Origin of the sequence: Methylophilus sp. OH31, assembly GCF_000576615.1 — a bacterium.
Classification (GTDB): domain Bacteria; phylum Pseudomonadota; class Gammaproteobacteria; order Burkholderiales; family Methylophilaceae; genus Methylophilus.
The window spans coordinates 172,584-185,315 of sequence record NZ_BAUS01000007.1 but is presented as its reverse complement, the minus strand read 5'-3'; the positions used below and the strand labels follow the sequence as shown (position 1 = coordinate 185,315).

Here is a 12,732-nt window from a genome sequence, read left to right as displayed (position 1 = left end):
GTTCGCCATCCGTAAAAAAAGCCCCAGAATTTTTCTGGGGCTTTTTCTGACCAGCTCTTTTGCAAGATTAATACATGAGTTCAGCAAAAAACTTCACATTACGACCGGGGCCAAGAATACCCGAACCTCCCATGGCGTTGTCAAATCGATATTGATTGTTAGTCAAATTCTCACCAATCAACCGCAAAGTCACATTCGGCGATGCTCGCCAGTTAACACCCGCATTCCATAATACATAACCGTTCTGTATACCATAGTTGTAAGGGGAAGAAGCGCTGCCGTCCCCTGACAAAATCACATCACGATCTGATATCTTACGGAAAGTCAGATTGGCATCAATACTGCTCGTAATTTCTTTACCGATATTGATATTCAATGCATTGCCAGGAACGGTATACAAAGGCACAGCCGTTAATCCATTGTTCAACTCACCCGAGATTTTTGAGTAAGATCCTCGCATAAACCACCCTTGGTATTGCAGGAAACTCTCAAACTCTATGCCATTACGCCGCTCCCAGCCATCCTGCGTATATTTTCCTTGCGCGGTATCATAGCGCATTGAAGTAAATAAATTTCCAGTATAGATATGGTAAAAGTTAAGTTTGCTACTCAGAAAAACATTCGTCCCCCATAGCCTTGGGTTCTGATAACTGATGCCTGCCTCAGTTGACTCGGAATTCTGCAAATTATATAAATCACCACAGATTGTTGACGGTGTTTGTGGAAACAGGCATCTGCTGCCAAAACCACCAGCAGTAAAATACTCATCTAACAAAGGCGGCCTGAAACCTTGCGCATAATTACTATAAATCGTCAATTTTTCAGGGCTATTACGCCGGAACAGGTCATAAGCGAGACCCAGACTAAAAGTCTCCGCAGTAAACTCTATTTTGTCTGACTGGCCAAATTGAGCCAGCCTCTTTTTCGTGAGTGCACCAGTGACCTCCACCTCATAATCATCTCGCCGGTAACCGGGTTTAATATTGAGCTGCCCCCATTGTATATTTGGCTGCAGATAAAACGCCTTATAGGACCGATTACCTGATGGCGCAGTGAGGTTTTGCCCTCCGGGATAACTATTCACCTGGACAGATGAATTACTGTTCTCATAGAACCTTGACACTTCGCGCTCGCGACTATTGTATTGCCAGCCAGCCAGAAGGCTCAGCTCCACATTGTCAGTTTTGGCAATGATAGCGGTATTACTCAAATCTATCGTTCTGGTTTTGTAATTGTAGTAATCATTCAGGTCACCCGGACAGATTGTTTTATTACTGGGATTAGGTGTAAAAATGATGCCATTACAGAAACTATTGCTGGGGTTAATGTTGGACCAGCCAGGTTTCAGAAGATCGTGTAAGTTTGTATAGCCCCCGGCAAACACGGCCTTCAGATTAAGCAAGGGATTGTCCGGCGTGTAATTTAAAGTTTCGGTCCAACTGAAATCATCAGTCGCGCGACGCACATATCCAAAAAACCCTGGTTGGCCGCCAGTGGCATCATAAGGCTGCATGCCTGTATCAGTAAACTTCACCAGAGAGGTAATCATTTCCAGATCATCTGTAGGAAAGATTGAAACTTTAAGTAACTGCGAGATGGACTCAATGGCAGAATTGTCGAGCTTAGTTTTGTCTGCTAAGGTGATATTATTGGATTGACGGTTAGAGTAATTGTAAAGAATATCTATACGCTCATGAGGGCGTGCATAAAGCATGTATGAGCGCGAATATTCATCATTATTATTGCCATAGCCGAATTTGGCTTTAGCACCCACGGTTTGCCCCGGCCGCAAAAAGTCGGCAGCATTTTTTGTCTGCGCAATAATGGTGCCGCCCAGGGCACCAGAGCCACTGGAAATTTGAGGCCCACGTTGCACTTCAATACTTCTAAGCAGCTCTGGCTCAATAAAAGTCCCTCCCATTCGGTACTTCTCAAAAGCCTTCGGTGCGCCATCTACTTTAACCACAACATCTTCGTTATCCGCAAAGCCACGTATACTGAAAGTCATGCCGCTGGCGCGTGGTCCGCCAGAGGTAGAAACGCCAGGCACGGATCGCACTGCCTCAAAAATATTACTGAACTGTGATCGTTGTAATTGTTCTGAGGTAATTGTTGTGATGGATTGCGTTGAGTTAATCCCAGAATCCTCTTTTACTCTGACGTCTTTGACGGACACTTCAGGTAAGGTATCAACATCGTCCAACTCCGCTTTTTTATTCTGCTTAGGCGTGACTGCCTGTTGTTCGAGATTGTCTGAAGAGTTCTCAACTGTGTCAGACTCTTTATCTTTCACAATATCTTCTGCTGCTAGCACCTGATGCTGCAGCGAAAATACCAACACTAAACAGACCAGACCGCATTGGCAAACAGCGTAAGTGTTTTTTATTATCAATCGCCAGTAATCGTTGAGACGTGTCATCATAAAGCGTTCACTACTTCATTCATAAGCGGTATATAAAAACAAAGGGGCTTTATCAGCCCCTTTGTTGTCATCGCACTAAGCTAAATTAGGCTTTTTTTGCAGAGCGGCGTGCAGCAAATGCCATCAGGCCCAAGCCCAAGGCCATCATGCTGAATGCTTCTGGTTCTGGAACAGGTGTCACCGTTGGAACAGAAACAGTAGCCAATGCCAACTGATCCAAGCTCATGCTTGAGCTAGAAGCGTTGAATTTAAAGGTATACAAGGACGAAGCTGTGACATTGCTCCATTTCCAGTAGTACTCACCTTCATCCACAGTACCGAATGAACTGTTAGTGGTACCTAAAAGCTGAGTCACTGCCGTCGCAGAAGTACCGTTTAAGGTTGCAGTCAATGAAGGCATCACACCAAATGCAGCCACACGCAGGTAAACATCAAAAACACCACTAGTGGCGCCAGTTAACGTTGCTGTGAAGGCAGTTGGAGATGAGAAGCTGTAAATATTCTGGCTGCCGGTAATAAAGCTTGTACCAGACGTTTCGGTCAGCGTGGCAGTGGCGCCAGTCAATGCAACGTCAGGTGTATTGTCTTGCTTGACGAAAGGATCTACATAAGAAAATACATTCCACTCTGCATATTGCGCAGTAGTCGCGCTACCCCAAGGGGTTGCTGAGTCCCATTTTTCCGTCGTCGCAAAAGCAGAACTGCTGAATGCCATACCCAAAGCGATAATTAACGCTGAAACTTTCATAATTTAATTCTCCTCAACGAGCGCTTGTTCCCCTTCCTCTCGAAGGCCATCGCGCTACCTCTAAAATTAAGTCTCACGGACCCACACCGTTGAGTATTTCAATCTCCATGCTGATATTCGCATGGTTGTAAAACTGAAATGGAGAGAATAAGTTCTGCTTATTTTTCTACGATGGCGTCAAAGTCGACCACAAAGCGGTACTGCTTGCCGCAATCGATAATCACTTCTTTTTGCCCGCGTTTTAACAAGCGGATGTCTACCTTGATGCTGCCAAAACCATCATGAGCAATCAGCTCATCCAGTAATTCGAGCAATCTTTTTTTGACCGGCGCATTGACAGCTTGCATAGAATTTATTCATCATTGTCTTGTTTATTTTTAAATGATAACAATTATCATTTAGTTTATCAATAATAAATTAACAAAGTGCACGCGTAAAGAATGGTTAATGGTAAAAATGCGAGTTTCAGAGAAAAACAAAACCGGAACAATGGCTTAGGAGAATAGCGTCTCACCCTGTGACTATCGTCAGGAACAAGACCGTGAATGAGAGGAAAAACGAAGCAGAATACCCGCATTGATAGCAGGCACTCTTTCATGAAGCCAGGTTAGGGCTGTGGCATGGTTTGTTTGAAGCTAGGGCGTTTCACCAGCACGCCATAATGCTTGGCCAGGTTGGGAAACTTCTCTTGCCAGTATTTACCTTCCCACTGGACACTCTTAAAACGCAAATCCAGGTAACCCAGCGCGGTGCCCAGCGCAATATCGGCCAAGCTGAAGGTTTCGTTGACACACCACTTCTTTTTGAGCAAATCTTCATCCAGGGCGGTCAAACCAGCGGTCACCTTGGCAAACTGCTTTTCAATCCAGCTAGCAGACCGTTGTGCCTCTGGTTTGCGTTGTTCCAGCATCACCGCGACCGCCGCATCACAGATGCCATCCGCCAGGGCTTCCCAGCGGCGTACTTTAATCTTGGCTGAATGATCTTGTGGAATCAGGTGCGCCACCGGCGTACGGTGATCCAGGTATTCAACAATGACACGCGAATCATACAAGGCATCGCCATCATCCAGCACCAGCACAGGCACTTTACCTAAGGGGTTATGCTGGCTCACCGGGCAATCAGGTGCCGACAACACCACCTCGGTTAAGGTCAGATCGACATGTTTTTCGATGGCCACAATACGCACTTTGCGCGCGTAAGGACTGTTTACCGTATATAAAAGCTGCATAGTGTGATGTGAGCCAGAAGATTGATACTTTTAACCGAAAAAAATACCCCATCACGAAAAGCTTATGCTTAAAAAACGCTGATCTTATCGTATGTCTTGGGGCGCTTTTATTATAATAGCTTTTGGCATGGGCTTAGAATGTCACATGCATATTTTTTAACCTTGCTGGCAACCAGATGACCACATTCCCGCTTTACCAACACTTACCCGCTTATCTTGACCAGGCCATCATCGCTGAACAGGTACGCGCGACCCTGGCAGAAGACATCGGTAACGGCGACCTGACAGCCGCCCTGATCCCGGCTGGCACACAAGCCTCGGCGACCATCATTAGCCGCGAAGACGCCGTCATCTGTGGCTCTGCCTGGCTCGCACAGTGCTTTGAGCAGTTGGACCCGGCGATACAACTGACCTGGCTGGTAAAGGATGGTGAGCGTGTGCAAGCCAACCAGCCGCTGGTCAATATTCAGGGGAATGCGCGCGCCATGCTGAGTGCAGAACGGCCAGCCCTTAATTTCCTGCAAACCTTGTCGGCCGTGGCAACACATACCCGTCGCTATGTAGATGCCATTGCTGGTTTGCCGACAAAGATTCTCGACACGCGAAAAACACTGCCCGGCTTACGCCTGGCGCAAAAGTACGCCGTGCTCACCGGCGGTGGCGCCAACCAGCGGCTAGCCTTGTACGATGGTATTTTAATCAAGGAAAACCATATCGCTGCCGCGGGCTCAATCACCGCCGTGTTACAAGCCGCGTTTGCATTACGGCAGACTGAGAATATCCAGATTGAGGTGGAAAACCTGGATGAGCTGCAACAAGCGCTGGCTGCTGGTGCCACCAGCATTTTGCTGGATAACTTTACGCTGGAAGCACTGCGTCAAGCCGTCGCCATGAATCAGAAACGCGCTTTGCTCGAGGCCTCGGGCAATGTGGATTTAACGACGGTGCGGGCGATTGCAGAAACAGGCGTGGACAGAATTTCGATTGGTGCGCTGACTAAAAATATACAAGCGGTGGACTTAAGTATGCGGATTCAGATGAAGCTATAGATCAGCTTAAAAGTAATTCATTGAGCAGAAACTCCTTTTCGCCTCTAGGCGAGTCACTTTCTGGTGCTTGTCCCCCAGAAAGTAACCAAAGAGGAAGACACCCAGCCATCACGGCCTTGCGGCTCCCTTGCGTTGCTCAACAAAATAAGCGGTCACGAAACTCATCCTAGCGGGCTGCACAATACGCAGCCCACCGCGGGATTCGAACAGTCGCTCCCTCTACTCTTATTTTGTCTCCGCTACTCAGCGTGATGGGATGGGATTTATCTCGCCAAACTCACATCGAAGAAATGTGGATAGCTCAAAAACCAGATTATTTTATTAAACCCGCTAAACGATGGCGCTCGCGGGTGTTCGGGGTCCCCATCTGCCGCGCCGAGCAACGCAGGGTTGACGGGAGTTTTCGGCAAGCAACTGTTTGAGCTCCGTAGGAGCGAGTTTTTGATTGCCGCCCGACAAGCCGAGTAGCGCAGGATACAAGCGGAAGCTGGGGTGTCTTGTTCTTTGCCTTCTTTCTTATGGACAAGCATAAGAAAGAACGGTCGCCGAAAGGGCGAAATAGATCAATCATAGAATAGTCTTCGCTTTGGGCAAGCAAAGAAAAGTAACTCGCCAAAAAGGCGAAAAGAGTCCTCACACAATCTGAAAAAAGAATACTTTTTCTCTGCATGATCACTTACCCCAAAGTGACCATTCCTGCCACTTTTCCATGGCATGATTTTTGCACCATAGGCTGGTACTCCTGCCCAAACATGACATGAATAGCCCAGCCCCATTTAATCTACCCAAAACCTTGGAAAGCCTGCGTCTGGGTGATTTGCTACGCATGCTGGTTTCAGATGGTCACATCGACAAGGCATGGGCAGAGAAATTGCATCAGGACCGCAAGCGCGATAGTTCCAAAATCCACCCGATTGTAATTGTGGCCGAACAAAAGTGGCCAGACCAGCGACAGTCGTCACAATTACTGACGGTGGAGAGCCTAAGCCGCTATGTGGCGGATAAGGCCGAAGTCCCTTACTACCATATTGACCCGCTGAAACTCGACTTCAGTGCTGCCGCGCAAATTGTGTCGCAAGCCTATGCCGAACGTTTGCGCATTATGCCAATCACGGTCAAGGATGGCATCGCGACTATTGCCACCGCCGACCCGTTTCACCAGGAGTGGCTGCACGACCTGGAGCGCCTGCTCAAATTGCGCATACAGGTGGTGATGGTGAATCCGCTGGACTTACAGCGCTATTTGCCCGAGATATACCAACTCTCTGCTGCAATTCAATCTGCCAACGCGGCCAAGGCCGGGCAAATTGTCGGCGTACAAAACTTTGAACAATTGATCGAGCTAGGCAAGGACCGCCAGCTGGATGCCAATGAACAACATGTGGTGAATATCGTCGACTGGCTGTTTAAATATGCGTTTGAGCAACGTGCCAGTGATATCCACCTTGAACCGCGCCGCAATATGGGCTTGATGCGCTTTCGTATTGATGGCGTATTGCATCAGGTGTACCAGTTGCCCAGCAATATCATGAACGCGATTACCAGCCGTATTAAACTGCTGGGCCGCATGGACATGGTGGAAAAACGCCGCCCGCAGGATGGCCGTGTCAAAACGGTCAGCGGGGATGGCAAGGAAATCGAATTGCGTTTATCGACCATGCCCACTGCGTTTGGCGAGAAGCTGGTGATGCGGATTTTCAAACCGGATATTCTGGTACAGGACTTCCAGCTACTCGGTTTTTCTAAACGCCAGAGTGAACAATGGGCGCAATGGACGCGTCAACCGAATGGCATCATTCTGGTCACCGGGCCGACGGGTTCTGGTAAAACCACCACGCTCTACACCACGCTGAAACAACTGGCGACCGATGAAGTGAATGTGTGTACGGTGGAAGACCCGATTGAGATGATTGAACCTGCTTTCAACCAGATGCAGGTGACACAAAATATCGGGTTGGGCTTTGCCGAAGGCATACGCACCCTGATGCGGCAGGACCCGGACATTATTATGGTCGGCGAGATTCGCGATCAGGAAACCGCGGATATGGCGATCCAGGCTGCGCTGACTGGCCACCTGGTGTTATCTACCCTGCACACTAACGATGCGCCTTCTGCCGTGACCCGCTTACTGGACCTGGGCGTGCCGGCTTACCTGATTCACTCCAGTTTGCTTGGCATCATGGCACAACGTCTGGTGCGCACGCTATGCCCGCATTGCAAAACCGAAGCCGAGATTTCAGAGGATGAATGGGCCAGCGTCACGCGCCCGTTTAAAGCCAAGAAACCGGCAAAAGTCATGAAGGCAGTGGGATGTCAGGAGTGCCGGAAAACCGGCTACCGTGGCCGCACCGGCATTTATGAAATGTTGACCCTTACACCGGCCTTGCGCAAACTGATTACCCCGGAAACGGACTTGTTGCAGTTGCGGCAAGCCGCCACACAGGCAGGCCTGCAACCATTGATGTTAAATGGGGCAGAAAAAGTGGCAGCGGGCCTGACCACGGTTGAAGAAGTGCTTAAAGTCGCCCCACCGATTGAAATGGACTAGCAGTCCTATCCCAAACAATGCATTGCTATTGATAGCGCAGAGCTTCAATCGGATTTAAGCGGGCCGCTTTTCTGGCCGGATAAAAGCCGAAAAACACACCAATACTGGCGGCGACGCTAAATGCAATCAATACTGATGCGCTTGAGATAATCACTTCGGCCTGCGTGAACACACTCACCAGCACCGCGCCCGTCACACCAATGACGATGCCGATCAAGCAGCCAACGATGGAGATCATGATGGCCTCCAGCAGAAACTGCATCAGAATATCTGTTTCCCTCGCCCCAATGGCCATGCGGATACCAATTTCGCGCGTACGCTCAGTCACCGACACCAGCATAATATTCATAATGCCGATGCCACCGACCAGTAAAGACACTGAAGCAATCGCCCCTAACAGCAAAGACATGGTGCGCGCAGTTTCAGCCGCCGAATTGGCAATCGCCGTCAGGTTACGTACCGAAAAATCGCTATCAGCGCCTTCGCGAATATTATGACGCTGGTTAAGCAAGCTATTCAGCGCCTCTTCTACCATACTCATCACATTATCAGACTCGGCCTGCACCATAATCTGCCGCACCGTACCGGGCAGCTGGTTACCAAACAGCTTTCGCTGCGCCGTTGTCAGCGGCACAATAATAGTGTCATCCTGGTCACGCCCGTCCAGCGTTTGACCTTTGCTATCCAGCACGCCTAGCACAACAAATGGGCGCTGGTTAATACGGATTGTTTTACCGATAGGGTCAACATCCTCGTCTTCGCCAAACAGGTTTTGCACCACGGTTTTGCCCAGCAAGGCAACACGTGTGGCAGAGCGGGTGTCCGAAGCTGAAAACGGATAGCCGGCCGACAATCCCCAGCCACGGATGTCCATATACTCTGCCGTGGTGCCAATAATATCGGTATTCCAGTTATTGCTGGCATAGACGACTTGCCCTTTGCCCATGGTCACTGGCGCGACGCCGACCACGCCATATAGCTCACCAATCGCATTCGCATCGCGCACATTGAGCGAAGGCGCATTACCGGTTGCGGTGCGGGCACCGCCCATTCTTGGTGGGCCGGAAAGTACCACGAACAAATGGCTGCCCATGGCGCTGATAGAACGTTTGACCGAGGCTTCAGCCCCTTGCCCGATCGCCATCATCAGCACAACCGCGCCCACACCGATCACCATCCCCAGCATGGTCAGAAACGTGCGTAAGCGATTAGCGCCCATGGCGTGCCAGGCTTCCCCCAGCATGGCGCTAAACATACGCACTCCCGGCGACACTTGATGCACTACCGGTATCCTGCACTATCTTGCCATCCAGAAACCGTACCTGCCGCTTGGCATGTTCAGCAATATCGGTTTCGTGTGTGACCAGCACAATGGTGATACCTTCCTGGTTGAGGCTATCAAAAATGGCCATGATTTCTTCACTGGTGGTACTGTCCAAGTTACCAGTGGGCTCATCAGCCAGAATCAAGCGTGGCTGATTAACCAAAGCACGGGCAATGGCGACCCGCTGCTGCTGCCCGCCAGAAATCTGGTTGGGATGGGAATGCATGTGCTTGCTCAGCCCCACTTTCTCCAGCAATACCCTGGCACGTGCATGACGCTCTTCTTTACTCACACCGGCATAAACCAGCGGCAAGGCCACGTTATCCAGCAAGCTCGCGCGCGCCAGCAGGTTAAAGCCCTGAAACACAAAACCTATCGTTTGATTACGCACCTTTGCCACCTGGTCCGCAGCAATGGTCGCCACCGCGTAGCCATCCAGCACATAACTGCCTGCCGTAGGCATGTCGAGGCAACCCAGAATATTCATAAAGGTCGATTTTCCGGAGCCGGAAGGACCCATGATGGCAACATAATCCCCAGCCAACACCTGCAAGTTGACGTCCTTTAATACCGGAAAATCACCTGCCGCCGTTTGATAGGCTTTGTAGAGATGATGTACCTCAATCACTGATTTTTGCATGCGTTTAGAACATTCTCGGCCCACGCGGGCCATTATTATTACCCTGCCCTTTATTGGCAGCGTTGTCACTTTGCAACTCGCTGACAATCACCTTATCACCCGCAGCCAGACCCTCACCAGACACCGCGGTTGAGCGGCCATCGGTAATGCCGGTATGCACGCGCACCATCACTGCTTGGCCAGCCCTCAATACATAAATCTTGCCCATGGCACCACCAGTCGCTGCGCTAGTAGATGGGCCTTGCCCTTCGCCTTTAGCACCATGCTTGCGCCAGCCTCGCTTACCTTCACCGCCACCCACCTCTGGTACTGACCGATCGGGCGTCGCAGAGGCACTCAGTTTGGGTTTATAGCGCAAGGCGGCATTCGGTACCAGCAAAGCATGCCGGGCTTTATCCACGATAATATTCACGTAGGCAGTCATGCCAGGCAGCAAGGTTAGATCCTGGTTATCAACCGACACCACCACGTTATAGGTCACCACATTCGAAGTGTTGGTTGAATTCAAACGCAGTTGTTTCACTACCCCTTCAAAGCTACGGTCAGGGAAGGCATCGACATTAAAATTCACTTTCTGCCCTTCTTTAATCTTGCCGATATCCGCCTCGGCAAAACTGGTGTCAATCTGCATATTGGCCAAGTCTTGTGCAATTTGGATCAAGGTCGGCGTCTGGAAACTGGCAGCGACAGTTTGCCCTACATCGACCACCCGGTTGACAACAACACCAGATACCGGCGAGCGGATAATACTAAAATTGAGGTTGGTCACATCGCGTGCCAGTAAGCCGCGTGCAGTCTCCAGTTGCGCCCTGGCTGACTTCAATACCTGCACGGCGGTATCCAGCTCCTGCTTAGAGACATACTCCTGCGCATATAACTGGCGCATACGTTTTTCATTGGCAATCGCCAGTTCCACCGCAGCCTCATTATTCCTGACGCTGCCTTTAGATTGCGCAATCTGCGCATTGAATAAAGTACTGTCCAGCTCTAGCAGCACCTGGTCTTTTTTAACCACATCATTAAAATCGACATACATTTTTCTCACAATACCCGAGACCTGGGTACCAACGCTGATCAGGCTAACCGGGTTGAGCGTACCATTCGCCGATACCGTTTGCTCAACATGCCCTTGTGTCACTTCATCCAGGCGGTATAAATCTTCCGGCTTGGGCTGGTGAGTCTGCTTGTAATACCAATAGGCTGCCGCGGCTATCGCGATTAACAGCAATACCACCAGTATGTTTTTGATGCGCTTCATAAATACGTGTCCGTTTTAGTTAGAGGTCGCGTGAGCGCCTGGCAGTGACTGAATCATGGCATGGTCAAGCTCGCCAATGGCTTGTGCCAGGGTGGCACGTGCGATATTGGCATTCAGTCCGGCCTGGATGTTTTGCTGACGTGCCAACGCCAGTGCGCTTTGCGCATTGAGTGTATCAATGATATTGCCGACACCGGCCTTATACCGCCCTAGCGCCACCCGATACGATTGCTCGGCACTTTCCAGCAGGGTTTTGCTGGCTGTCATCGCTTGCAATGCGGTGCGCAAGTTTTGATAGGCACTCCACACATCCAGCGAAATCTGCAAACGTAAACGGTCACGCTGGGCAAGCCGCAGGTCAGCCGTCGCCTCAGCCGCGCGTATGCGGTAGGTGGGCGCGTATCCAGCAAACAGTGGAATAGAAACGGTGACGCCCAATGTGGTTGCGCTATTGGCTGCATACTGTGAGCCATCTTGCAGATTATTGGAAACACCCATGCTGATGGTCGGTTTGCTGGCCGCTTGACTGGCAGCAATGCTGGCCTCGGCCGCGCGTACCTGTGCTTCACTGGCCATCAAATCCGGGCGGCGCTGCCCGGCCTGCTCAATCAATGCGCTGACATCGTCAAGAATGCTGGGCGGTGCGTCATTCATACTAGCGGCTAACTTCACTGGCCGGTTGGCAGGCAATCCCATCAGGTTCACCAATGCACCATAAGCGACGCGGAGTGTGCCTTCTATGGTAATGCGTTGCAACGTGAGCTGGGCATAGGCAGTTTGCGCCTGCAATTTATCGGCGGGCGTCGCCACACCAGCCTGGTAACGCGCATTGGCCGCTTTAAAACTTTCTTCTGCTGCACGCTCTGCCTGTTGGGCGGCTGTCAGTGCCGCAATATTGGCCTGTACCTGGTAGTAAGCAATAATCGTATTCAGCAACACGGTTTGTACCGTACTGCTCTGGGTAGCACTGGCAGCTAGCAGTAACTGGCGCGCATTCTCTACATTGGCTTTACGGTTGCCGAAGTCATACAAAAGATAGCTCGCCACCACACTGTTAGCGATATTCAGGTTGGGATTACCGCGCGTCGCAGATTCAGGGCTGAGCACGCCCATATTACTAGAAACAGTATTGGTCACGCTGGGTAAATAGGCCGATTTAGCCACACCCAATTGCGCTGCCTGCACACGGGCGCTGGCCCAGACTTCGCTGGTCTGCGGGTTATGGCACAAACTGATATCGACCACATCGGCCAGCGTCAGTGGCTGCTGCAAGTCTACAGGGCTGCAGTCAGCGGCATTGCCACGATACTCACCCGGGATTTTTGGCAGCGTGTGTACCTGTGTGTCCAGCGGATCACCATCATCGTACCAAAGCGACTCCTGCGCATACACCAGGCCCGGCAGCAAGATTAAACATAAATATTTGCGCATGCGATCACTCGAAATCAACAAGACAGCGCCACAGAATAAGATTCATAAGTCATCACGGATATCAGCAGATGTGCCATCTTA

At 50.4% G+C, this 12,732-nt stretch carries 10 protein-coding genes; 2 read left to right on the top strand and 8 right to left on the bottom strand.

What is annotated here, in order from left to right:
- Positions 1–67: 67 nt before the first annotated feature.
- From OH31_RS10120 to OH31_RS10105, 4 genes are all read right to left on the bottom strand, one after another.
- Entirely contained in the window at positions 68–2,422 is a 2,355-nt protein-coding gene (locus OH31_RS10120; RefSeq protein WP_242402256.1) for a TonB-dependent receptor domain-containing protein, read from the bottom strand.
- Positions 2,423–2,507: 85 nt separating this feature from the next.
- Entirely contained in the window at positions 2,508–3,170 is a 663-nt protein-coding gene (locus tag OH31_RS10115) for a PEP-CTERM sorting domain-containing protein (RefSeq protein WP_019883399.1), read from the bottom strand.
- 158 nt (positions 3,171–3,328) lie between these two features.
- On the bottom strand, positions 3,329–3,517 hold the full coding sequence (locus OH31_RS10110; protein WP_019883400.1) for a hypothetical protein: 189 nt from the start codon (positions 3,515–3,517) through the stop codon (positions 3,329–3,331).
- Positions 3,518–3,777: 260 nt separating this feature from the next.
- The gene (locus OH31_RS10105) at positions 3,778–4,401 is read right to left on the bottom strand and encodes a glutathione S-transferase family protein (RefSeq protein ID WP_024930627.1); all 624 of its coding nucleotides are present in this window, start codon (positions 4,399–4,401) and stop codon (positions 3,778–3,780) included.
- A gap of 176 nt (positions 4,402–4,577) precedes the next feature.
- Between OH31_RS10105 and nadC the strand changes: the two genes are divergently transcribed.
- Together nadC and OH31_RS10095 are read left to right on the top strand one after the other, a co-directional pair.
- Positions 4,578–5,450 (top strand): carboxylating nicotinate-nucleotide diphosphorylase, encoded by an 873-nt coding sequence (gene nadC, locus OH31_RS10100; protein WP_024930626.1) that lies wholly within the window; start codon positions 4,578–4,580, stop codon positions 5,448–5,450.
- 757 nt (positions 5,451–6,207) lie between these two features.
- The gene (locus OH31_RS10095; RefSeq protein WP_024930625.1) at positions 6,208–7,998 is read left to right on the top strand and encodes a GspE/PulE family protein; all 1,791 of its coding nucleotides are present in this window, start codon (positions 6,208–6,210) and stop codon (positions 7,996–7,998) included.
- 25 nt (positions 7,999–8,023) lie between these two features.
- Here OH31_RS10095 and OH31_RS10090 read toward each other — a convergent pair whose 3' ends face one another.
- The 4 genes from OH31_RS10090 to OH31_RS10075 are packed head-to-tail and all read right to left on the bottom strand — an operon-like array spanning position 8,024 to position 12,651.
- Positions 8,024–9,253 (bottom strand): ABC transporter permease, encoded by a 1,230-nt coding sequence (locus OH31_RS10090; protein WP_024930624.1) that lies wholly within the window; start codon positions 9,251–9,253, stop codon positions 8,024–8,026.
- Positions 9,246–9,962 carry an ABC transporter ATP-binding protein gene (locus OH31_RS10085; protein WP_024930623.1) on the bottom strand — a complete coding sequence of 239 codons (717 nt, stop codon included), beginning with the start codon at positions 9,960–9,962 and terminating at the stop codon, positions 9,246–9,248. The genes OH31_RS10090 and OH31_RS10085 overlap by 8 nt, the downstream gene beginning before the upstream one ends.
- A 4-nt stretch (positions 9,963–9,966) precedes the next feature.
- Positions 9,967–11,220, bottom strand: a complete 1,254-nt coding sequence (locus OH31_RS10080; RefSeq protein ID WP_024930622.1) for an efflux RND transporter periplasmic adaptor subunit — start codon at positions 11,218–11,220, stop codon at positions 9,967–9,969.
- A 15-nt stretch (positions 11,221–11,235) separates the two neighbouring features.
- Complete coding sequence (locus OH31_RS10075) at positions 11,236–12,651, bottom strand: TolC family protein (RefSeq protein ID WP_024930621.1); 1,416 nt, start codon at positions 12,649–12,651, stop codon at positions 11,236–11,238.
- Positions 12,652–12,732: the final 81 nt, after the last annotated feature.

Excerpts from the sequence above, each read along its gene's own strand:
- OH31_RS10085 (WP_024930623.1), bottom strand. The coding sequence starts at position 9,962 with ATGCAAAAATCAGTGATTGAGGTACATCATCTCTACAAAGCCTATCAA.
- OH31_RS10110 (WP_019883400.1), bottom strand. The coding sequence starts at position 3,517 with ATGCAAGCTGTCAATGCGCCGGTCAAAAAAAGATTGCTCGAATTACTG.
- OH31_RS10095 (WP_024930625.1), top strand. The coding sequence starts at position 6,208 with ATGAATAGCCCAGCCCCATTTAATCTACCCAAAACCTTGGAAAGCCTG.
- OH31_RS10090 (WP_024930624.1), bottom strand. The coding sequence starts at position 9,253 with ATGTTTAGCGCCATGCTGGGGGAAGCCTGGCACGCCATGGGCGCTAAT.
- OH31_RS10075 (WP_024930621.1), bottom strand. The coding sequence starts at position 12,651 with ATGCGCAAATATTTATGTTTAATCTTGCTGCCGGGCCTGGTGTATGCG.
- OH31_RS10105 (WP_024930627.1), bottom strand. The coding sequence starts at position 4,401 with ATGCAGCTTTTATATACGGTAAACAGTCCTTACGCGCGCAAAGTGCGT.
- OH31_RS10120 (WP_242402256.1), bottom strand. The coding sequence starts at position 2,422 with ATGATGACACGTCTCAACGATTACTGGCGATTGATAATAAAAAACACT.
- OH31_RS10080 (WP_024930622.1), bottom strand. The coding sequence starts at position 11,220 with ATGAAGCGCATCAAAAACATACTGGTGGTATTGCTGTTAATCGCGATA.
- nadC (WP_024930626.1), top strand. The coding sequence starts at position 4,578 with ATGACCACATTCCCGCTTTACCAACACTTACCCGCTTATCTTGACCAG.
- OH31_RS10115 (WP_019883399.1), bottom strand. The coding sequence starts at position 3,170 with ATGAAAGTTTCAGCGTTAATTATCGCTTTGGGTATGGCATTCAGCAGT.